The organism is Plantibacter sp. H53, from assembly GCF_001650455.1.
Classification (GTDB): Bacteria; Actinomycetota; Actinomycetes; order Actinomycetales; family Microbacteriaceae; genus Plantibacter; species Plantibacter flavus_A.
Genome location: NZ_LWCT01000007.1, coordinates 88,550 through 108,374, shown reverse-complemented (window position 1 = coordinate 108,374; position 19,825 = coordinate 88,550). Strand labels below are relative to the sequence as shown.

The 19,825-nt window shown below is 70.5% G+C and carries 23 protein-coding genes; 11 read left to right on the top strand and 12 right to left on the bottom strand.

What is annotated here, in order from left to right; all coding sequences use genetic code 11:
* Positions 1–19 precede the first annotated feature (19 nt).
* Genes A4X17_RS05910 through A4X17_RS05900 form a run of 3 tightly spaced genes read left to right on the top strand, consistent with a single transcriptional unit; the run spans position 20 to position 3,032 of the window.
* Positions 20–955: an iron-siderophore ABC transporter substrate-binding protein gene (locus tag A4X17_RS05910; protein ID WP_064294732.1), complete on the top strand. Its 936-nt coding sequence runs from the start codon at positions 20–22 to the stop codon at positions 953–955.
* Positions 952–2,007 carry an iron ABC transporter permease gene (locus A4X17_RS05905; RefSeq protein WP_231884302.1) on the top strand — a complete coding sequence of 352 codons (1,056 nt, stop codon included), beginning with the start codon at positions 952–954 and terminating at the stop codon, positions 2,005–2,007. Before A4X17_RS05910 ends, A4X17_RS05905 begins: the two co-directional genes overlap by 4 nt.
* Positions 2,004–3,032 carry an iron chelate uptake ABC transporter family permease subunit gene (locus tag A4X17_RS05900; protein ID WP_064294731.1) on the top strand — a complete coding sequence of 343 codons (1,029 nt, stop codon included), beginning with the start codon at positions 2,004–2,006 and terminating at the stop codon, positions 3,030–3,032. Before A4X17_RS05905 ends, A4X17_RS05900 begins: the two co-directional genes overlap by 4 nt.
* Before the next feature lie 18 nt (positions 3,033–3,050).
* Here the strand turns inward: A4X17_RS05900 and A4X17_RS05895 are convergent, their stop codons facing one another.
* The 4 genes from A4X17_RS05895 to A4X17_RS05880 all read right to left on the bottom strand — a co-directional run bounded on the left by A4X17_RS05895 (position 3,051) and on the right by A4X17_RS05880 (position 4,763).
* Positions 3,051–3,290 carry a helix-turn-helix transcriptional regulator gene (locus A4X17_RS05895; protein ID WP_064294730.1) on the bottom strand — a complete coding sequence of 80 codons (240 nt, stop codon included), beginning with the start codon at positions 3,288–3,290 and terminating at the stop codon, positions 3,051–3,053.
* Entirely contained in the window at positions 3,290–3,940 is a 651-nt protein-coding gene (locus tag A4X17_RS05890) for a DUF2975 domain-containing protein (protein WP_139205314.1), read from the bottom strand. Before A4X17_RS05890 ends, A4X17_RS05895 begins: the two co-directional genes overlap by 1 nt.
* A gap of 100 nt (positions 3,941–4,040) precedes the next feature.
* Complete coding sequence (locus A4X17_RS05885) at positions 4,041–4,373, bottom strand: hypothetical protein (RefSeq protein ID WP_064294728.1); 333 nt, start codon at positions 4,371–4,373, stop codon at positions 4,041–4,043.
* Positions 4,374–4,454: 81 nt separating this feature from the next.
* Complete coding sequence (locus A4X17_RS05880; RefSeq protein ID WP_064294727.1) at positions 4,455–4,763, bottom strand: hypothetical protein; 309 nt, start codon at positions 4,761–4,763, stop codon at positions 4,455–4,457.
* A 269-nt stretch (positions 4,764–5,032) separates the two neighbouring features.
* On the opposite strand from A4X17_RS05880, the gene A4X17_RS05875 reads away from it, so the two are divergent.
* On the top strand, positions 5,033–5,518 hold the full coding sequence (locus A4X17_RS05875) for a pyridoxamine 5'-phosphate oxidase family protein (protein ID WP_064294726.1): 486 nt from the start codon (positions 5,033–5,035) through the stop codon (positions 5,516–5,518).
* 21 nt (positions 5,519–5,539) lie between these two features.
* Here A4X17_RS05875 and A4X17_RS05870 read toward each other — a convergent pair whose 3' ends face one another.
* Positions 5,540–6,952 carry a PLP-dependent aminotransferase family protein gene (locus A4X17_RS05870; RefSeq protein ID WP_064294725.1) on the bottom strand — a complete coding sequence of 471 codons (1,413 nt, stop codon included), beginning with the start codon at positions 6,950–6,952 and terminating at the stop codon, positions 5,540–5,542.
* On the opposite strand from A4X17_RS05870, the gene A4X17_RS05865 reads away from it, so the two are divergent.
* Complete coding sequence (locus tag A4X17_RS05865; protein ID WP_064294724.1) at positions 6,951–7,865, top strand: DMT family transporter; 915 nt, start codon at positions 6,951–6,953, stop codon at positions 7,863–7,865. The genes A4X17_RS05870 and A4X17_RS05865 overlap by 2 nt on opposite strands.
* Positions 7,866–7,872: 7 nt before the next feature.
* Entirely contained in the window at positions 7,873–8,490 is a 618-nt protein-coding gene (locus A4X17_RS05860) for an FMN-binding negative transcriptional regulator (protein WP_064294723.1), read from the top strand.
* Here the strand turns inward: A4X17_RS05860 and A4X17_RS05855 are convergent.
* Positions 8,408–9,418 (bottom strand): DMT family transporter, encoded by a 1,011-nt coding sequence (locus tag A4X17_RS05855; RefSeq protein WP_064294722.1) that lies wholly within the window; start codon positions 9,416–9,418, stop codon positions 8,408–8,410. The genes A4X17_RS05860 and A4X17_RS05855 overlap by 83 nt on opposite strands.
* A 32-nt stretch (positions 9,419–9,450) precedes the next feature.
* Between A4X17_RS05855 and A4X17_RS05850 the strand changes: the two genes are divergently transcribed.
* The gene (locus A4X17_RS05850; protein ID WP_064294721.1) at positions 9,451–10,038 is read left to right on the top strand and encodes a TetR/AcrR family transcriptional regulator; all 588 of its coding nucleotides are present in this window, start codon (positions 9,451–9,453) and stop codon (positions 10,036–10,038) included.
* Positions 10,039–10,092: 54 nt separating this feature from the next.
* A complete protein-coding gene (locus A4X17_RS05845; protein ID WP_064294720.1) occupies positions 10,093–10,884 on the top strand; it encodes an SDR family oxidoreductase in 792 nt (263 codons plus the stop codon).
* Here A4X17_RS05845 and mmuM read toward each other — a convergent pair.
* A complete protein-coding gene (mmuM, locus tag A4X17_RS05840; RefSeq protein WP_231884300.1) occupies positions 10,881–11,780 on the bottom strand; it encodes a homocysteine S-methyltransferase in 900 nt (299 codons plus the stop codon). The two genes, A4X17_RS05845 and mmuM, sit on opposite strands and share 4 nt — an antisense overlap.
* Positions 11,781–12,017: 237 nt before the next feature.
* Between mmuM and A4X17_RS05835 the strand changes: the two genes are divergently transcribed.
* On the top strand, positions 12,018–13,604 hold the full coding sequence (locus tag A4X17_RS05835) for an MFS transporter (protein WP_231884299.1): 1,587 nt from the start codon (positions 12,018–12,020) through the stop codon (positions 13,602–13,604).
* Here A4X17_RS05835 and A4X17_RS05830 read toward each other — a convergent pair.
* From A4X17_RS05830 to A4X17_RS05810, 5 genes are all read right to left on the bottom strand, one after another.
* Complete coding sequence (locus tag A4X17_RS05830; protein ID WP_064294718.1) at positions 13,585–14,070, bottom strand: hypothetical protein; 486 nt, start codon at positions 14,068–14,070, stop codon at positions 13,585–13,587. The two genes, A4X17_RS05835 and A4X17_RS05830, sit on opposite strands and share 20 nt — an antisense overlap.
* 15 nt (positions 14,071–14,085) lie before the next feature.
* Positions 14,086–14,265 carry a twin-arginine translocase TatA/TatE family subunit gene (locus tag A4X17_RS05825; protein WP_064294717.1) on the bottom strand — a complete coding sequence of 60 codons (180 nt, stop codon included), beginning with the start codon at positions 14,263–14,265 and terminating at the stop codon, positions 14,086–14,088.
* A gap of 56 nt (positions 14,266–14,321) precedes the next feature.
* Entirely contained in the window at positions 14,322–15,305 is a 984-nt protein-coding gene (locus A4X17_RS05820; RefSeq protein WP_064294716.1) for an intradiol ring-cleavage dioxygenase, read from the bottom strand.
* A 78-nt stretch (positions 15,306–15,383) separates the two neighbouring features.
* Positions 15,384–16,397, bottom strand: coding sequence for a hypothetical protein (locus tag A4X17_RS05815; RefSeq protein WP_064294715.1), 1,014 nt, complete (start codon positions 16,395–16,397; stop codon positions 15,384–15,386).
* A 42-nt stretch (positions 16,398–16,439) separates the two neighbouring features.
* Positions 16,440–16,715, bottom strand: coding sequence for a hypothetical protein (locus A4X17_RS05810; protein ID WP_064294714.1), 276 nt, complete (start codon positions 16,713–16,715; stop codon positions 16,440–16,442).
* A gap of 139 nt (positions 16,716–16,854) precedes the next feature.
* On the opposite strand from A4X17_RS05810, the gene A4X17_RS05805 reads away from it, so the two are divergent.
* Together A4X17_RS05805 and A4X17_RS05800 are read left to right on the top strand one after the other, a co-directional pair.
* The gene (locus A4X17_RS05805; RefSeq protein ID WP_082915955.1) at positions 16,855–18,345 is read left to right on the top strand and encodes a glycoside hydrolase family 32 protein; all 1,491 of its coding nucleotides are present in this window, start codon (positions 16,855–16,857) and stop codon (positions 18,343–18,345) included.
* Positions 18,346–18,425: 80 nt separating this feature from the next.
* Positions 18,426–19,787 (top strand): ABC transporter substrate-binding protein, encoded by a 1,362-nt coding sequence (locus A4X17_RS05800; protein WP_231884298.1) that lies wholly within the window; start codon positions 18,426–18,428, stop codon positions 19,785–19,787.
* Positions 19,788–19,825 lie beyond the last annotated feature (38 nt).

Sequence of the window (19,825 nt, the reverse complement as noted above, 5' to 3'; positions counted from 1 at the left end):
CCCGTTCGAAAGGTGATCCGTGCCCCTCCCCCTCGCCCATCGTCGACGTCTCGTCGCCGTCGCCGCCCTCTCCATCGCCGCCCTCGGCCTCTCCGCCTGCAGCAGCTCGAGCGCCTCGACCCCCTCGGACACCGCGACGAGCGCGACCCACGTCATGGAGCACGCCCACGGCGAGACCAGCATCCCCGACGCACCCAAGCGGGTCGTCGTCCTCGAACCGGTGCAGCTCGACACGACCGTCGCGCTCGGCATCACCCCGGTGGGCGCAGCGGTGCTGAACGAGACCGCCGGCGTCCCCGCCTACCTCGGCGAGCAGGCCGCCGACATCCCCACCGTCGGGACCGTGGCGGAGCCGAACGTGCAGCTGATCGCCGCTGCGAAGCCTGACCTCATCATCGGCACCGAGTCGCGGCACTCCGCCCTGTACGACCAGTTGTCTGAGATCGCACCGACCGTGTTCATGGCGACGCAGACCGACCCCTGGCGCGACAACGTGCAGTTCGTCGCCGAGGCACTCGGTGACCCGGACGGCGCGGACGAACTCCTCGACGCCTACGACGCACGCTGCGCGGAGATCGCGAAGGAGCACGACACCGCCGGCAAGACGGCACAGCTGATCCGCCCGCGCGACGGCGTCCTCACGCTCTACGGCCCCACCTCCTTCGCCGGCAGCACCCTCGATTGCGCCGGGTTCACGACGCCCGAACACGCCTGGGAGGACATCTCCCTCGACCTCTCCCCCGAGCGCGTACTCGAGGCGAAGGCCGACCAGGTCTTCGTGACGAGCGTCGACCCCGACGACACCTCGACACTGCCGGCCTCCCTCACCGCGAACTCGGACGCCTTCCCCGAGCTGCACCTCGTCGACCAGTCCTTCTGGATCACCGGCGTCGGCCCCCTCGGCGGCATGGCCGTCCTCGACGACCTCGACCGGCTGCTCTCCGACGGGTCGTGACGAACCCGACCGCGATCCTGACCGCCCGCGACACCTCGGTGAGGAGGCGGGCGCCGCAGCGACACCGCCTGCTCGCAGTACTGCTCGCGGGCGTCGCGGCGCTCGCGGTCGCCGTCCTCCTGTCGCTGTTCGTCGGCGCGAACCCGATCGCACCGGATGACGTCCGTGCCGCGCTCCTCGGCACGGGCTCGGACGAGGCGGACTTCGTCGTGTGGGATCAGCGGGTGCCACGCACGGTCGCGGCGCTGGCCGTCGGCGCGGCCCTGGGCGTCGCTGGCGCGCTCATGCAGGCGTTCACCCGGAACCCGCTCGCCGACCCCGGCATCCTCGGGGTCAACGCCGGGGCAGGCTTCGCGGTCGCCGTCGGCCTGGCGTTCCTCGGCGTCCGGACGCCGGGCGACATCGCCTGGCTCGCGTGCGGCGGGGCGCTCGTCGTCACCCTCGTCGTGTACGCGATCGGTTCGGGCGGGCGCGAGCAGTCCTCCACCGCCCGCCTCACCGTCACGGGTGTCGCCTTCGGCGCCGTGCTCGCCGGACTGACGACGGGGATCGCGATCACGCACCCCGACGCGTTCGACCGGATGCGCGGCTGGAACGCCGGCAGCCTGCTCGAACGCGACCTCGGTGTCGTCGTGCCGGTCCTCCCCTTCCTCGCCGTGGGGCTCGTCCTGGCCGCGGCGAGCGCGCGGAGCCTCAACGCGATCGCCCTCGGCCCGGACGTCGCCAGAGCACAGGGCGTCAGCGTCACGCGCAGTCGCATCCTGGTGCTCGCCGCGGTGACGCTGCTCGCCGGCGGCGCCACCGCGATCGCCGGGCCGATCGCCTTCGTCGGCCTCGTCGTGCCCCACCTCGTGCGCTGGTCGGTCGGCAGTGATCAGCGACGCATCCTCGGGGGTTCGGTCCTCGTCGGCTGCGTCCTCGTGCTGTGCTCCGACGTCGTCGGACGGATCGCGGTGCTCCCGGGCGAGATGCCCGTCGGGCTCGTGACCGCGTTCGTCGGGGCGCCCGTCCTCATCGCGCTCGCCCGACGCAGAACGGCCTCGGGCCTGTGAGCACGACACGGGAACGGGAGACCGCACGTCCGATCACCGGGCGCCGACCGGCACGACGGACCCGTATCGTCTGCGCCACCGCACTCCTGGCGATCGTCGTCGCGGCGATCGCCGGTCTCGCGCTCGGCGACTACCCGCTGACCACCGAGGAGGTGATCAGCGTCCTCACCGGACGCGTCGACGGCCTGGCCCGCACGGTCGTGCTGGACTGGCGCCTGCCCCGGGTCCTCGCGGCGATCGGCTTCGGTGCAGCGCTCGGTGTCTCGGGAGCGATCTTCCAGACCCTCACCCGGAATCCACTCGCGAGCCCCGACATCATCGGCCTCGCGAACGGTTCGTTCACCGGGATGCTCGTCGCGCTCCTCCTCCTCGGCGGTAGCTGGCCGGCGTTGATGGCCGGGTCGTTGCTCGGCGGTCTGGCTGCCGCGGTCGCGATCTTCCTGCTGGCCCTCCGCCAGGGCTTGCCGGGGTTCCGGTTCATCGTCGTGGGCATCGGCGTCTCGGCCATGCTCGCCGCGTTCAACAGCTGGCTGCTCCTCCGGGCCGACCTCGACGTCGCGCTCTTCGCGGCGGCCTGGGGCGCGGGGACGCTCAACACCGCGACCGCGACCGTCGTCTGGCCGACACTCGCGTGCCTCGTGGTGCTCTTCGCGGTCCTGCCGTTGGCCGCCCGTCCGCTCCGCCAGCTCGAACTCGGTGACGATGTGGCTGCCGCGACCGGGGTGCGCCTCACCCGCGAACGCGCCATCCTCATCGGCCTCGCGGTCGCGCTGGTGAGCGCGGTGACCGCCGTCGCCGGCCCGATCGCCTTCATCGCCCTGGCCGCTCCGCAGATCGCACGCCGACTGACCCGCTCGCCGGGGATCCCGCTGGCCGCGACGGGGCTCGTCGGCGGCGTCCTGCTCCTCGCGTCCGACCTCGTGGCCCAGCATCTGATCCCGCTGACGGTCCCGGTCGGCGTCGTCACCGTGGTCGTCGGCGGGCTGTACCTCACGCAGTTGCTGCTCCGCGAGCGGCGGCACTGAAGGTCGGGTCCGAACCACTCAGCGGGCGTCGTCGAGCTCCAGCAGTTCGCCGACCGTGCAGTCGAGCGCCCGGCAGATCGCCGTCAGGGTCGAGAACCGGATCGCCTTCGCGCGGTCGTTCTTCAGCACCGAGAGGTTCACCACACTCACCCCGACGAGCTCGCTGAGCCGGGCGAGGGTGAGCCCACGGTCGGCGAGCAACCGGTCGAGGTTGCAGTGCACACCGGTCGCGACGTCCTCCTCGGGCGTCGGCACCATCAGACGAGTCCCTCGGTGTCGGCGCGCAGGCGCTCACCGGCGCGGAAGGCGATCGCGAGGCCACCGACCGCCATGGCGACGAAGAACGGGATCCAGGTGAGCGGATAGGGGGTCCCTTCGACGGCGCCGTCGGTCGCGACAGCGAGCGCCCCGTTCGAGGCCATCGTGCCGAACCAGGTGTCCGCGATCCACCCGCAGAGGATGGCGATCGAGGCGATCGAGAGCAGCCGTGCGTTCCCGGGTGCGAAGGCATCGCCACGCAGCAGACGGCGGAAGAAGCGGAACGCGCAGACGATGACCACGAGGTTCGCGATCGCCGGCAGGATCGCGGCGAGCAGCACACACACGAAGGTCGCCACCGGGAGGTCGGCGACGACGACCGAGCCCTGGTCGATCGTGAAGGCGCCGGTTCCTGCCGCACCCGGCAGGACCGTGTCGACGGCGTCGAAGAACACGGGCACCCGGGTCCCGTCGGTGCCGAAGACGTCGAGCAGCCGGAGGACGAGCATGACGACGACGGCCCCCGCCGCGACGACGGCGGCACCGAGCACGGACACGAGGTCGTTGCGGGTGGAGCGCTGGGTCTTCGCAGCCTGCCAGGCCGCGTGGTCGAAGCCGGACGGCGTCGGGCGATCGGTGGACTCGGTCATGATCATCACATCCATATCGATTGTCGTTGGTATCGATAAACGATATGCCGAGATCGATCAGAACGCAAGAGCGGGCGGAGCGCAGGTCCACCCGGCCGGATCACCCTGCTGATGCCTCGTCGAGCGCGTCGAGCTCCCGCAGCGCCGCCTCGGCGCGCCCGAGTCGATCGGCCTCCGGCTCCTCCCACCATTTCGGGCCGCGTTCACCGAGCCCGTGCTTGGCGAGGCCGACCCGGCGGCGGGCAGCAGCGACCGCGTCGTCATCGCCTGCCCGCTTCGCGACGCCGACGCCGGAGCGCCCGCGGCCGAGGTGGGACTGGAGGGACGCGACGAGTTCCGACGGCAGACTCGGATCCGTCCGGCGCCAGCGTCTACCGTTCACGACGAACCAGTGGTCGTCCTCCTCCGGCCCGTCGTCCGATCGTGGCGTCACGGGTGCCTCCTGGAGACGACACAGGGCCCGGCCCACCGCGAACGCGGACGAGACCGGACCCTCGAGGTCATGATGGCGCGATCAGCCGTTCTTGACGGCGTCGAGCACGCCCGCCCAGCCGAAGGCGGAGATGGCGTCGGCGAAGGTCGAGTCACCGCGCCCCTCGCCGATCTGCTTGCCCGAGGCGTCGCGGACGACGACCGTGTGGTCCTTCTCGGCCTCGGTGCCGTTGCCCTCCTCGATGAAGTCGATGTGGATCTCGCTGTCACCGAGGGTGCCGGTGACCGTGGTCGTGGCGTCCTGCTCGGTGGTCTTCGTCGTGAGGAACGGACCGCCGCCAAGTGCCGCGAGCGCCTCGTTGATCTGGTTCGTGAGCGATGAGGTGTTCATGTGTCTCTCCCTACGGTGATGAAGAGTCCAGGCTAGTGAGCGGACCCGGGAACGGCGGGAGCATGGCGCTCGTGCACGAGATGTGCGATGGGGCGACCGGAGACGGCGACAGGACACGTCGGCCGGACTCGCCACAGGAGCAGAAGATCCGCCTCACGTCAACGGTCGGCGCCATCCAGGTGCGGTCGGAGCCACGAGTCGTAGGCTGCGAGCCACGCAGACCGGCACCCCGACACCGACGGGCCGGTCGACGAGACGAAGGAGACCCCATGGCCGGAGACACCGACCCCTACACGACCCTCAACAAGCTGCTCGCGGACTTCCGCTTCGCGATGCTCACCACGGTGGACCTCGACGGCAAGCTCGTCGCCCACCCGCTCACCGTCCAGGAGCGCGAGTTCGACGGCGACCTGTGGTTCATCGTCGGCAAGGACGCCTCCGCCGTGCAGCAGCTCGACGTCAACCCGAACGCCGGCGTCACGCTGAGCTCGGACAGTTCGTGGGTGTCGCTCGCCGGCACCGCCGAACTCGTCGAGGACCACGCCAAGCTGGAAGAGTTGTGGAACAGCGTCGTCGAGGCATGGTTCCCGGACGGCCCCTCCGACCCGCGCGTCGGTCTGCTCAAGTTCTCGGCCGACAGCGCCGAGTACTGGGACAGCCCCGGCGGCAAGATCGCGACCGCCGTCGCGTTCGTGAAGTCCAAGGTCACCGGCGAGACCTACGACGGCGGCGACAACGCGAAGCTCGACCTGTAACGAGCGGTCGCCTGAACACCTTCAGGCACGTTCGTCCGCCAGGACACCGCCGAGGATGCGGGCCGCTTCATCGAAGCGGCCCGCGTCCTCGCCGGAGTAGTTGACTCTCACGTAGGGCCCCGCGGGTTCCGCAGGGAACCACTCGGTGCCGTCCGAGACAATGAGCCCACGGCTCTCGCATGCGCGGACCACGCGCGGCACATCGGTGCCCTCCGGGAGCCGCAGCCACAGGTTCAGTCCACCGAGCGGCAGCCGCTCGAGGTGCGCCGTCGGGGCGTGCTCGCGCAGACTCGCGACGAGCAGGTCCCGTCGGGCACGGAGGAGCGGTCGCAGACCGCGGAGGTGCGACCGCCACCCGGGCTGGGTGACGACGTCGAGGGCGGCGGCCTGCAGGACCCCGCTGATGTACATCGACTCGGCGGCCAGGTCGGCCAGGATCCGGTCGTGGGCCGGGCCCCGGGCGATGACGGCGGCGACGCGCAACGCGGGCGAGACGCTCTTGGTCAGCGACCGCAGGTAGATGACGTGGCCGTCGTCATCGAGCGCGGCGAGCGGCCGGGCATCGACGTCGATCGCGAGATCGTGGGCCCAGTCGTCCTCGACGAGGAACGCGCCGTGTCGCCGGACGATCTCGATGATCGCGACCCCCGTCTCCGGCGACCAACGACCTCCGGTCGGATTCGCGAAGGTCGGCTGTGCGTAGAACGCCCGCGCACCGGTGTCCTGGAACGCGCGCTCCACGACGTCCGGGTCCGGTCCGTCGGGACCGGTCGGCACCGGGACCAGCGTCACGCCCGCCTGCTCGGCCGCGAGGATCGCGCCCCAGTAGCTCGGCGACTCGATGAGCATCGGCTGCCCAGGGCCGACGAGTGCCCGGAAGATCGAGCTGAGTCCACTCTGACTGCCGGAGATCACGATGACGTCCCGGCCGGTCGGCGGCGCGACCCCGGGCGGTGCGGCTGCCGCGAGGTCGGCTGCGAACCACGCCTGGAGCTCCGGCGAGCCGGCCGCCGGCGATCGGGTCATCGCCACGTCGGTGCGGGCGGCGCGCGCGAGCGCGGCGCGGACCAGCCGTTCAGGCAACAGTTCTCGGGCGGGGTATCCGGAGTGCATCGCGATCGCGGCGGGTGCGACCGACCGTTGCGCCGAGGACAGCGCGCCAGAGCGCCACGGGAGCGCGCCGAGCGCAGCGGTCTGCCAGCCGTAGTCCACCGACCGCGCCGGACGAGCCGCCCGCACGAAGGTGCCGACGCCCGGCCGACTCTCGATGAGCCCTCGCCCGGCGAGCTGGCGCATCGCGTTCTGGACGGTGACGGGGCTCGCTGCGAACTCGGCGGTCAACGCCCGGTTGGAGGGCACGCGTGCACCCGGAGGAGCCGCTGCGATCCAAGCGGTCATGGCGGCGACGATCCGCCCGGTGCTATCGTTGTCCATGAGTCTACAGAGTAGCGTTATCGCGACACCGACGCGAGTGTTATCCCGCAGCGGGCTCGGCTGGGGCGCCCTCGGCGTCCTGGCGTTCTCCCTCACGGTCCCCGTCACGAAGGTCGCCCTCGTCGGCCTCTCGCCGCTCTTCATCGGTTCCGGGCGCGCGGTCGTCGCAGCCCTGCTCGCCGCGATCACCCTCGCCACCATGCGAGCGCGGCGACCGACCGGTGTGCAGTGGGCGCGCGTCGCGATCGTCGCCGGCGGCGTCGTCGTCGGGTTCCCGCTCCTGACCTCCTTCGCGCTGACCACCGCTCCCGCCGGTCACAGCGCCGTGGTGATCGGCCTCCTCCCGGCGGCGACGGCGGTCGCCGCCGTCCTCCGGGGCGGCGAGCGCCCGACGCGTCGCTTCTGGATCTTCGCCGGCTCGGGCGCGGTCGCGGCGATGGTCTTCGCCTCGGTGCAGCACGGCGGCCTGGCCCCGATGGCCTGGTCGGACCTCCTCCTGCTCGGCGCCGTCGTCGCAGCCGCGATCGGCTACGCGGAGGGCGGACTGCTCGCACGGGAGCTGGGCTCCTGGCAGACCATCTCCTGGGCGCTCGTCGTGGCATCACCGCTCATGGTCGCCCTCACGGCACTCGCGGTCGTCCAGCAGCCGCCGACCGCAGCCATCGGCAGCTGGCTGGCGTTCGGCTACCTCGGCGTCGTGAGCATGTTCCTCGGCTTCTTCGCCTGGTATCGCGGACTCGCGATCGGCCCGATCGCCCGGGTCAGCCAGATCCAACTCGTCCAGCCGGTGCTGAGCATCGTCTGGGCGGCCCTCATCCTCCGCGAGCGACTCGACTGGGCCACCGTGCTCGGCGGGCTCGTGGTCATCCTGTGCGCCGGCCTCGCCGTCCGCACCCGTCTCGACCGGAAGTGACCCCACCATGCGCCACACCCCCACCTACCTGATGACCGACGTTGACGAGGTCAAGCGCCTCATCCGCAACCACCCGTGGGCGACGTTCGTCTCGCCTGCGAGCACCGGTCTCGTCGCCTCCCACTACCCGGCGATCCTCGAGGAGGACCGGGACGAGCTGTCGATCGTCAGCCACTTCGGCCGACCGGACGAGCGCTCGCACGAGCTCGGCGAGCACGAGATCCTCGTCATCATCCAGGGACCGCACGACTACGTCTCGCCGAGCTGGTACCCGGAGGGCCAGCTGATCCCGACCTGGAACCACGTCACCGCGCACCTGTACGGCACGCCCGAGGTCCTGAGCGAGGACGAGAACTACGAGATGCTCTCGCGACTCACCGACCACTTCGAGGACCATCGACCGGACGGCCGCCACCTGTCCCAGGACGAGGCCGGCACCCGGCGGGCCGCGAAGGGCACGGTCGGCCTGCGCATGCGTGTCAGGCGGTTCGACGCCCGCGCGAAGCTCAGTCAGAACAAGGCGCCCGAGGCGGTCGACGACATCACCGCGCACCTTGCGGAGCGGAATCCGGCACTGGCCGAGGAGATGCGCCGTCAACAGGATCGGCCGCCGGCGGGGCACTGACCCGACGGGCACCGATGCGACCGCGGGCGTCGCTCACGAGCACGAGGGCGACGCCCGCCGCACTGAGCAGGAACCCGCCGGCCGTCAGGAGCGTGAACGGCTCCCGGAACAGGAGCGCACCCACGACGGCGGTCGTCGGCGCGACGAGGAACAGGAGCGCGTTGAGGACCGTGACCCCGATGCGACGCAGCAGCCACCAGTAGAGCCCGTAGGCCGAGAGCGTCGGGACGAGCGCGAGGAAGAGCGTCGTCAGCCAGAAGGTCGCGCCGCCTGGCGGCACCGCCTCACCCGTCGCGAGGGCGAGCACCGCGAGGAGCACCATGGTCGCCGTCGCGTGGACGGTCAGCGCGAGGAGGACCGGGGATCGGTGCGGCGAGCGCCGTTCGAGGATCGTCGCGGTGATGAGGCTGGCCATGGCGAGTGCGGGCAGGGCGTAGGCGATCGGCGGCGCGTCCGAGGCGCCGAACTGGGACTGCACGATGAGGAACACTCCGACCGCGCCGATCCCGAGTCCCAGCCACTGGGCACCCGGCACCCGCACGTGCAGCAGCGGTCCGGCGAGCGCCGCGATGACGAGCGGCTGGACGGCGTCGATGAGCGCGGTCGTCCCGGTCGAGATGCCCACGGCGACCGAGGCGTAGACGAACACGACGTAGCCGAACTGCGCGAACAGGCCGATGACGAGCTGCGAGCGCAGCTGAGCCCGGGTGGCGTTCCGCCACTGCCCGCTCAGCACCAGCACGATCGCGAGCCCCACGGCGAGCGGGACGAACCGCCAGAGGAGCACGGTGAGCACCGGCACGTCCTCGGTTCCGATCTTCGCGACGATGAACCCGGAGCTCCACGCGAGGACGAACCCGATCGCCGCGAGGGGGACGATGACGGCACGAATCATCCGCGCCACAGGTATACCGATCTGTCTACTCATCCCCGCAGTATACAGACTGGTATAGTTTTCGCATGACGGTCGACACTCCAGAGCTCGCACCCCTCACGCCGGGCGCCCGACGCGTGCTCGATGCCGCCTCCGTGCTCTTCTACGAGAACGGCATCCACGCGGTCGGCGTCGACACCATCGCGGAGGCGGCCGGGGTCACGAAGAAGACGCTCTACGACCGTTTCGGCAGCAAGGAGGCCCTCGTGCTCTCCTACCTGCAGCATCGCGACGCGCGCTGGCGTATCTGGGTCGACGAGTTCCTCGCCCGGCATCCGGAACCCGGGATCGACCGGGTCCTCGCGATCTTCGACGCGGCGATCGGCTGGTCGGACGACAACAGCCCCAAGGGGTGCAGTGCCGTCAACGCACGCGCGGAGATCCCCGACCACGCGACGAGCGGCCTCGTGCTCCCCGAGGTCACCCGGCAGAAACAGTGGCTGCTCGAACGCTTCGCCGAGCTCATCACCGAAGCCGGCCTGTCGGACGCCGGAGCGCGCGCCCGCGAACTCATGTTGCTCTACGAGGGCGCGATCGTGACGGTCGGGATGCGCACCTTCCGCGAACCGTTCGAGACCGCCCGCGCGATCGCCGGTCGACTCCTGGCCGCCTGACCGGAGCCGGGCGCGGCCTGTCGGCGACCACTCGACATCGCGTAGGGTCTCGGGATGGACTTCACCGACGACGCCACCGCCACCGACCGCATCGCCATCGTCACCGGGGTCGGGCGCCGCCGCTCGATCGGCGCGGGACTCGCCACCGGTCTCGCCGCGGACGGCTGGAACCTCGTCCTCAACGCCTGGCGACCCTACGACGACCGCGTGGGCTACGAGCGGACCCCCGACGACCCCGAGTCGATCGCCGACGAGTGCCGTGCGCTCGGTGTGACCGTCGAGCTCGTGCTCGGTGACCTCGCAGACCCGGCGTTCCCGGCCGAACTCGTCGAGCGCGCGGCGCAGCTGGGTCCCGTGTCGGGGCTCGTCATGTCGCACTGCGAGTCGGTCGACAGCTCGATCCTCACGACGGACCTCGACAGCTGGGACCGCCACTTCGCCGTGAACGCGCGGGCGACGTGGCTCCTCATCAAAGCCTTCGCCGAACAGCTCCCGGTGCAGGAGACGCCGCCCCGGGTGGCCGGTCGCATCGTCGCGCTCACGAGCGACCACACCGTGCACAACCTGCCCTACGGGGCCAGCAAGGGTGCGCTCGACCGCATCGTGACGGCCGCGGCGGTGGAGCTGGGCGACCGCGGGGTGCGGGCGAACGTCATCAACCCGGGTCCGATCGACACGGGCTGGATGACCGACGACATCCGCCGCTGGGGAGCCGAGGCGACGCCCGCCGGCCGACTCGGCACGCCGTCCGACACCGCCGACCTCGTGCGCTTCCTGTTGTCGCCTGCAGGCTCCTGGATCAACGGCCAGGTGCTCTCGAGCAACGGCGGATTCAACGTCGGTTAGGAACGCGTCCACCCGTCGACCTGCGCGCGGACACCGGCGATGTCGGCCGGCATGACGCGACAACAGCCGCCGACGACCGTCGCCCCGGCCTCCAGCCAGGCCTCCACCTCGCCGACCCCGGCGGCTCCACGCCAACAGCGGGCGTCGGCGTCCCAGCGCTCGCCCGAGTTCGGGTAGACCACCACCGCCTTGTCCGTCACGGACCGCGCAGCGGCGATGGCCGGGAGGACCTCGTCCGGGTGCGAGCAGTTGACACCCACCGCCTGGAACTCGTCGATCCCGTCGACCAGTCGGAAGCCCTCCGCCATCGGCTCGCCCGAGCGGAGACGACCACCCTCCACCGTGAACGACAACCACGCAGGCACTCCCGAACCCCGCACGAGCTCAGCGAGCGCCGTCGCCTCGTCGAGCGTCGGAATGGTCTCGAGGGCGAGGAGGTCGGGGGCCGCGTCGACCAGTACGGCCAGACGCCGCTCGTGCCACCGCCGGAGCTCGGTCCGGCTGAGACCAGAGGAACCCTCGTACTCCGAGCCGTCGCCGAGCGTCGCGCCGTACGGACCGACCGACGCGGCGACGAGGAGCGGGCCGTCGGGGTCCGATTCGGCCCGCGTGTCGCGCGCCCCACGCGCCAGCTCGACGCTCGACCGCAGGAGCCGTTCGGTCTCCGGAACCGAGATGCCGATCCGATCGAACGCCTCGAAGCCGACCTGGTACGACGCCGTGATCGCGATCTGCGCACCCGCGGCGAAGAACTCCTGATGAGCATCCTGAATCGCCCCAGGATCGTGCGCGAGCAGCGCGGCGCTCCAGAGCACGGTGGACACGTCTCGGCCGCGCGCTTCGAGCAGCGTCCCGAGACCGCCGTCGACCGTCCAGATGCCGCGCCTCAGGTCCATACGTCCCATTGTGCTCGCGTCGCAACCCGATGAGGCGCCACTGGACACCTGGTATCGTCTATACCCGTCCAGAGCCGAGAGGACGCGTTCTCCCCGAGAACGACCCGCCACCCGACGTGCAGCTCCCCCGAGCTCCGTGCCAGTGCAGCATGGCGATCCTCCGGCATTTCTCGGGCACTGAGCGACTACGCGAGTGCCGAACGATTCAACACGACTGTCAGGAAACGAGTACTGCTTGTGAACTCCAGCGACAACGCGGCATCATCGTCCCCCGCATCCCCCTCCCCCAGAACCGGCCGGAAGCCGGCCCGCAAGACCAGGCGCCTCCGCGTCGACGACGTCCTCGTCGTCAAGACGTCCAAGGTCCGCACCGCCATCTCGGGCACCGTCGTCGGCAACTTCATGGAGTGGTTCGACTTCGGTATCTACGGCTACCTCGCGGTCACGATGACCGTCGTCTTCACCGAGGGCCTCCCTCCTGAGGCCGGCATCCTCGTCACCCTGTTCGGTTTCGCCGTGTCGTTCCTCGTGCGTCCGCTCGGCGGGCTCGTGCTCGGACCGCTCGGCGACAAGATCGGCCGGAAGAAGATCCTCTTCCTCACGATGTCGATGATGGCCGCGGCGACCGCCCTCATCGGCGTGCTGCCGACCGCCGCCCAGATCGGGCTGTGGGCGATCGCCCCGCTGTACCTCCTCAAGATGATCCAGGGCTTCTCGACCGGCGGCGAGTACGCCGGCGCGTCCACCTATGTCGCCGAGTTCTCGCCCGACCGCCGACGCGGGTTCTGGGCGTCCTGGCTCGATGTCGGGTCCTACGTCGGTTTCGCGGCAGGCGCCGGGACCGTCGCCCTCACCACGCTGATCGCGGAGGGCCTCGCCGGCCCCGACGCCATGACCGAGTTCGGGTGGCGCATCCCGTTCCTCATCGCTCTGCCGCTCGGTGCGGTGGCGGTGTGGTTCCGCCTCAAGATCCCCGAGACCCCGGCCTACGAGGTCGCCGAGACCGCCGGCGGCATCGAGGCGGAGCACGAGGACCCCATGGCCCGCCAGGGGATCTTCGGGATCTTCCGTCACTTCTGGCGCCAGATCCTCATCGCGATGGCGATCGTCGCCGCGACGAACACCGCCGGCTACGCGCTCACGAGCTACATGCCGACCTACCTCGAGAAGGACGTCGGGGTCTCCAACCTGACGGCCGCGGTCGCGACCATCCCGGTCCTGCTGATCATGTCCGCCTGCCTGCCGCTCGTCGGCCGGATGTCCGACAAGCTCGGCCGCAAGCCCGTCTACCTCATGGCCGTCGGTGCGACCCTCGCCCTCATGGTGCCGGCGTTCGCGGTCATGCAGATCGGTGAGATCTGGGCCATCTTCATCGCCCTGTTCATGGTCGCCGCCCCGGTCGCCCTGTGGGCGGGACCGTCTGCGGCCTCGCTGCCGGCGTTCTTCCCGACGGCGTCCCGCTTCGGCGCGATGGCGATCGCCTACAACCTGTCGGTCTCGCTCTTCGGTGGCACGACGCCGCTGTTCAGCGAGTTCCTCATCCAGGTCACCGGGAACACCTTCATGCCCGCGTTCTACATCATGTTCTTCGCGGCGGTGGCGGGCGTCGGCGTGCTCACGATGCGGGAGACGGCTCGTCGTCCGCTCATCGGCTCGGTGCCGACGGTCGAGACGAAGGCCGAGGCGGTGGAACTCGTCAAGGGGCAGGATGACAACCCGCTCATCGACACCCACACGATGCCGCTCGACATCCTGCCGCCCGCGTCGACCACCGGCGCCGCGGCGGACGGCCGGGACGGACGCGTCACGACGCCCGCCGGCTAGCGGGTTCTTCGACGCGTTCGTCGAGGACGACGCGTTCGGTGATCACGATCGGGGCGGGTGCGCGGTGCGCATCCGCCCCGTCGCGTCCGACCCGTTCGAGCAGCGCGGCCTGCCAGCCACCGCTCGCGACCGGCTTCGCCGGGGCGGACGGCACGGTCGGGTCCACCTGCACCTCCGACGTCGTCGAGTGCTCGAGCTGCGCTACCGGCCCCCGCTCCTCGCCGAGCGCCTCCTGGATGATCCGCCGGGGATCGAACTGTCGAGGGTCGAGGCGTTTCCACTCGGTCGGGTCGAACTCCGGTCCGAGCTCCTCGGCTGCTCGCGCCTTGGTCGAGGCGACGAGGTCGCGGACGGTGCGGACGAGCACTCCGAGTCGCTTGGCGTACACCGGCAATTGTTTCGGACCGATGAGCACGGCCGCGAGGATGCCGATGACGATCAGCTTGTCCATGGTGAGTCCGAACACGATGCGCTCCGATGATCAGGGGGCAGGGGTGTCGGCGCGGGGGTCGGTGTCGGCCGACACCTCGTCCTTCAGGATGCGTGCCGACTGCCCGACGCTGCGCGCGAGGCTCGGGAGCTTCGCGGCGCCGAAGAACAGCAGGATGACGGCGAGGACGATGAGGGCGTGCCAGCCGGTGAGGTTCTGGAGGAATCCCATGAGGAGTCCTTTCGGGTCGATGCGGGTCGGGACGGGAGGGTGTGGTGGCGCCGCGGTCAGCGTCCGCTCGGCGGCGTTCCTCCGCCGCCGCCAGCCCCGCCACCGCCGGACGGGGCAGCACCGGCGGTCGGCGTGGTCGTGGTGTCCACCCGGACGGTGAGCGCCACCTGATACCCGGAGGTCGCGTCACCCGTCACCGTCGCGAGTTGCAGGGCACCGCCGTCGTCGCCGAAGACGTTGTCGTCGTCGAGACTCACCTGGGCGAGGTTCGCGCTCGAACCGTCGTAGCCCGACAGGGCGTAGACGGTGTCGCACGCCGCCTGCGGGAGGGCGACCTGCGAGGTCGCGATGGCGTTCGCGGAGTCGGAGATGTCCGCGACCGTGGGGTACACCTCGAAGTGGATGTGCGGCCACCGGCCCGAATAGCAGGCCGGGAAGATCGAGGTGTACGAGACGGTCCCCGAGCTGTCGGCGACCTGGACGCCGCGGAGGTAGGTCTCGTCCTCGATCCCGTCGGAGTACATCGAGTAGCCGCCCGACGCGTCGCAGTGCCAGACGTACACGGCGACGTCGGCGAACGGGGCGTCACCGTTCGCCATGTCGAGGATGGTGAGCGAGAGGGCCATGGGGACTCCGCTCGCGGTGGTGCCCGACCCGATGCTCGACCGGATGTCGCTGCGGACGATGCCGGACTCCTCGAGCACGTCGGCTCCGTTGGAGCCGTCGCCCGGGTAGGGGCCTGCGGTCTCGTCGGGGATCTCGCCCGATGGGAGGCCGCCGGTCGCGGTCGCGGTGCCCGTGTCGGTACTCGCGGCGCCGGAGCTCGTGCTGCTGCTGCCGGACGCCCCGGTGGAGCAGGCGGCGAGCGCGACGGCCCCGACCCCGGCACCCACGAGGCTCAGCACCGTGCGCCGGCTGACGAGGGTTCCGAGGTCGAACGCGACGCCCTGGTCGACGACCTCCTCGTCGGCCCGGTCGAGCAGACGGCCCTCGTAGGCCGGGCCGTCCGGGGTGGTCTCGGGTGCTGGGATCCTGCTCATGGTGCGCCTCGCCTTCGTCTGCGATCGGTGGTCTCGATCGGTCGTGAGACGAGCATCGGCGTGGCGGCTATGGGCTTCCTATGAGCCGTCCATACGTCGTCGATGGGTCTGCTGGGCGGTTGCCGAGTCCGCATCGTCCCACCAGGCGAGGACCCGGGAACCGATGAGCGTGAGCCACTTCGACGGCTCACCCTCCGGCACGTCGGTGTCGAACCAGACGCGTCCGGGGAGGACCCGTCCCTGCAGCCAGATCCCGTCCGACCGCCGTGCCGCGCGGACGAGCTCGACGGCGTCGGCGAGGCGCGGATCCGGGGGTGTGCCGCCGGCGAGAGACGCGTCCCGGAAATGGTCGAGGGCGGCGAGGGCGCTGTAGCGGTGGCGGTTCGGGTAGACGAAGTGGTCCACGAACGGGCCGACCCGCTCACCCGTCGTGGCCCGGTTGAGGAGTCGTCGCGTCAAGAGGTACTCCTCGCCACCTTGCCGGGCCTCACGAACACTCGAGTCCCCCGTGTACGACTCATACGCCAGGAGACCCCGCACCGCGTTGAGGGTCGAGTGGAAGGAGGACCGCACCGAGTCGCCCTCCTCCGCCTCGCAGTTCCAGCCGCCGTCGGCGAGGCGATGCGTGGAGAACCAGGCGGCGAGCAGGGTGACGTCGACGTCGAGCCAGGCGCCGTTGGCGAGCGTGAAGGAGTTGATGCAGACGTCGACCTCACCGCCCCAGTACGGCAGATCGTCGTACTCCCAGCGACTGTTGGCGGTCAGGCGCTCGGCAGTGTCGGTCAGGGCCCCGGCATCGACACCCCATTCGCGGAGGTCCTTGAGCGCCCAGGTGGTCCCGACCCAGGGCTGCCCGGGCTCCTCCTGCTCGGCACTGCCGAAGAACCCGGCCGGGAAGTAGGCGCCGCCCGCCCACTGTCCGTCAGGGTCCTGATGCGCGAGCAGCTCGGCACCGAACCCGGTCGTCGCCACGGTGCTCCGCGTCGCCTCCCAGACCTCGGGTGGCGCTCCCGCCAGGTCTCGTTCGACCTGCCACCGGATGGCCGGGTCGGCGTCGAGCAACCAGTCGAGCAGCTTCGGATCGATCGCCATGCGGGAACGCTACTCCCCGGTGGCGCGCTCCGACAGGGCGGATCAGCGCGGGGTGGCCTTGAGCCCGTTGGGCGGCCCGTCGCGGTCGGACGCGGTGCGCGGCACGTCGTACCGCACGAGGGCGTCGGCGCGTTCCAGGCTCGGTTGCACGCTCATCAACACCCGTTTGAGCGGATCGATGTCCCAGGCGATGACGAAGTACGCGTCGGCACCACCCCGATCACGGCGCCGTTCGATGACCGCCTTCGGGATCACCGGGTCGTTCCGCATCACGAGCCACGTGTCGTGGTCGAGCCGGATCGGACGCGGGCGGGTCATGGATCGAACATACGTTCGAATGTTGCGTGAAGCAAGTCGACAGTGGAGTTGCTTAACTTTGCTTAACCGCTTGACCATCTTCACGGTACCTCGCTACGGTAACTGCGTAACCGATTAACCACTCACTGCAGAGGACGTCATGAACCAACGAGGGTTCCACCAGCCGAACGGCGCATGGGTCGGAGACGTCATCCCCTGGCAGGAGGACGGTGTCTTCCACCTCTTCTACCTGCACGAATCGCGTCGCGTTCCCAAGATCGGCATGCCGTGGCATCGCGTGACCACCCGGAACCTCGTCGACTTCGACGAGCTCGGTGAGGCACTGCCGTCGGGCGGACCGTCCGCGCCGGACTTCAACGTCTACACGGGCAGCGTCATCCTGGACCCCGATGGGATCCACCACGTCTTCTACACGGGACAGCACCCGGAGCGCCGCGGTGCCGACGGTCTGGCGCTGCAACTCGTCATGCACGCCGTCAGCACCGACGGCATGCGCACCTGGGAGCGCCGGGAGGCCGACACCTTCGGCGCCACCGCAGGGTACGAGACCGCCGACTGGCGGGATCCCTTCGTCTTCTGGGACGAGGACGCGGCCGTCTGGCGGATGCTCATCACCGCCCGACACGCACACGGCCCGGAACGGCGTCGCGGCGTCATCGCCCAGTGCACCTCCACCGACCTCTCGACCTGGGAACCCGTCGAGCCGTTCTGGGACCCGCGCCGCTACATCGCCCACGAGTGCCCCGAGGTCTTCCAGTGGGGCGACTGGTGGTACCTCGTGTCCTCCGAGTTCAGCGAGTCGTTCACAACGCGCTACCGGATGTCGCGCACCCTGCACGGCCCCTGGCTCGTCCCCGAGCACGACACGCTCGACGGACGCGCCTACTACGCGGCGAAGTCCGCCTCCCGCGACGGACGCCGGTTCTTCTTCGGCTGGATCGCCTCGCGTGAGGGAGCCCACGACGCGGGCGCCTGGCAGTGGGCCGGCACCATGTCGGTCCTCGAAGCGGAGCAGCGTGCGGACGGCACCCTGGCCTTCCATCCGCCCACCGAACTCCGCGACACCTTCGCGCCCGCCGACGAGCCGACGGACACCGTCGTCACCTCGGGCACGGTCCTGAGCGCCCCCGACGGGTACGCCGACGCCCTGTCGGCCGTGGACGCACCGAGTTCCTTCCGGCTGGTCGCCCGGTTCGACATCGCCCCCGGCACGACCGAGTGCGGTGTCCTTCTCCGCGCGAGCGATGACGGCGACGAGGGCTACGTCCTGCGCCTGGAGCCGAAGCGCGACCGCCTCGTGTTCGACCGCTGGCCCCGCTCCAGCACCGGCACGGAGCAGTGGCAGATCTCGGGTGACGTCCCGTTCGTCGTCGAACTCGAACGCCCCTGCCACCTCGCCCCCGGCTTGCACGAGCTCGAGGTGATCGTCGACGGCGACCTCTGCGTCGCGACCGTCGACGACGCGGTCGTCCTCAGCACGCGCCTCTATGACCGACCGGCCGGTCGCGTCGGCGTCTTCGTCGGCGAGGGGACCGTCACCGTCGAGGCGTGCACGCTCCTCGAGCGCGACGGCGGCGGCTCCGACGACGACCCCACCTCACACCGACTGCTCACCAGCACCACGTCCTGATCCCGACACCACGCTCCGCCGCCTGCACCACCACCCGCACACCCGCACCCACCTGTGATCGATCAACGGAGATTCCGACCATGCCAACCACCGCACGCCCCCGCACCATGCGCCCCACCCGCAGCACCGCCTTCGTGGCCCTCGTCGCCGCTGCAGCACTCGCCCTCTCCGGTTGCGCCGGCGGATCGAGCGCCACGGACCCGACCGACGTCGACCCGAAGGGCGACATCGTCCCCCGCGAGATCTCGTGGCTGCTCTCCCGCCCGGCCGACGGCGGGGTGATCACCGCGATGGAGCAGATCGCCGACGAGTACGCGAAGGACCACCCCGGCTTCTCGCTGAACCTCATCACGACCCCCGACCGCCCGTCCTACGTCCAGAAGTACGAGACCCTGGCGGCCGCGAACAAGCTCCCCGAGCTCTTCGACACCGACGCGACCCCGTTCGCGCAGAAGCTCGCGAAACAGGGCCGCATGGTCGACGTCGACCTGCTCCTCGAGGACCTCGGTCTCGCCGACTCCTACCGCGAGGCTGCGCTCAACTACCAACGGTTCGACGACGGCTCGCTCTACATGGTGCCGTTCGAGTTCCAGCTGGAGTTCTTCTGGTACAACCGCTCCCTGCTCGAGGACGCCGGTGTCACCGTCCCGGCCACGCTCGACGACTTCCCCGCCATGTGCAAGGCGCTCCGCGCCAAGGGCGTCACCCCGATCGCGCTCGACGGCCAGGACCAGTGGCCGCTCGAACGCTACATGGCCTACTACCCGTTCCGGATGGCGGGTCCCGAGTACATCCAGGACCTGAAGGCCGGGAAGGCCTCCTTCTCCGACCCGGCCGGGAAGGCCGCGGCCGAGTGGCTGTACGACCTCGGGCAGGCCGGCTGCTTCCAGGAGGGCTTCTCCTCGACCGGTTACGCGGACGCGCAGGCGCTCTTCACCTCGGGCAAGGCCGCGGTCTACAACATCGGCACGTGGGAGCTCTCGAACCTCGCGACGGATGCGCTCGACCCCGGCGTCCGTGACGCGGTCGGCACCTTCACGCTGCCGACCATCGACGGCGCCGTCACCGCCGACAACGAGTACGTCACCCCGTCCGGCATCGGCATGGCGGTGAACGCGAAGACGTACGACCCGCTCGTCCGCGACTTCCTCGCGTTCGCCCTCGAGCGCTACCCGGAGCTCTACGCGGCGACTGGCGCGCTGTCGCCGACGACCTCCGCGCAGACCACCGTCCCCGCGAACGCGACCGAGCTGTACGCCAGCTCCGTGGCGCAGGCCGACGGCGTCGGACCGGCGATCGCGATGCCCTGGGACACCCAGCTCGACCCGGCCACGAACACCCGACTCCAGCAGGAGCTGACCCTGCTCGTGCAGGGTGACATCACGCCGGACGAGTTCATCGCGACGATGGACGCGGCCCTCACGGAGAACGTCGATGACTGAGCTCACCCAGACCGCGGTGGGCGCGGCACCGGCCCGCC

Coding starts and splice junctions, on each gene's coding strand:
- A4X17_RS05895 (WP_064294730.1), bottom strand. CDS start 3,290: ATGGTGCCGACGCCCGAGGAGGACGTCGCGACCGGTGTGCACTGCAAC.
- A4X17_RS05890 (WP_139205314.1), bottom strand. CDS start 3,940: ATGACCGAGTCCACCGATCGCCCGACGCCGTCCGGCTTCGACCACGCG.
- A4X17_RS05880 (WP_064294727.1), bottom strand. CDS start 4,763: ATGAACACCTCATCGCTCACGAACCAGATCAACGAGGCGCTCGCGGCA.
- A4X17_RS05875 (WP_064294726.1), top strand. CDS start 5,033: ATGGCCGGAGACACCGACCCCTACACGACCCTCAACAAGCTGCTCGCG.
- A4X17_RS05865 (WP_064294724.1), top strand. CDS start 6,951: ATGAGTCTACAGAGTAGCGTTATCGCGACACCGACGCGAGTGTTATCC.
- A4X17_RS05870 (WP_064294725.1), bottom strand. CDS start 6,952: ATGGACAACGATAGCACCGGGCGGATCGTCGCCGCCATGACCGCTTGG.
- A4X17_RS05860 (WP_064294723.1), top strand. CDS start 7,873: ATGCGCCACACCCCCACCTACCTGATGACCGACGTTGACGAGGTCAAG.
- A4X17_RS05855 (WP_064294722.1), bottom strand. CDS start 9,418: ATGAGTAGACAGATCGGTATACCTGTGGCGCGGATGATTCGTGCCGTC.
- A4X17_RS05850 (WP_064294721.1), top strand. CDS start 9,451: ATGACGGTCGACACTCCAGAGCTCGCACCCCTCACGCCGGGCGCCCGA.
- A4X17_RS05845 (WP_064294720.1), top strand. CDS start 10,093: ATGGACTTCACCGACGACGCCACCGCCACCGACCGCATCGCCATCGTC.
- mmuM (WP_231884300.1), bottom strand. CDS start 11,780: ATGGACCTGAGGCGCGGCATCTGGACGGTCGACGGCGGTCTCGGGACG.
- A4X17_RS05825 (WP_064294717.1), bottom strand. CDS start 14,265: ATGGGATTCCTCCAGAACCTCACCGGCTGGCACGCCCTCATCGTCCTC.
- A4X17_RS05820 (WP_064294716.1), bottom strand. CDS start 15,305: ATGAGCAGGATCCCAGCACCCGAGACCACCCCGGACGGCCCGGCCTAC.
- A4X17_RS05815 (WP_064294715.1), bottom strand. CDS start 16,397: ATGGCGATCGATCCGAAGCTGCTCGACTGGTTGCTCGACGCCGACCCG.
- A4X17_RS05810 (WP_064294714.1), bottom strand. CDS start 16,715: ATGACCCGCCCGCGTCCGATCCGGCTCGACCACGACACGTGGCTCGTG.
- A4X17_RS05805 (WP_082915955.1), top strand. CDS start 16,855: ATGAACCAACGAGGGTTCCACCAGCCGAACGGCGCATGGGTCGGAGAC.
- A4X17_RS05800 (WP_231884298.1), top strand. CDS start 18,426: ATGCCAACCACCGCACGCCCCCGCACCATGCGCCCCACCCGCAGCACC.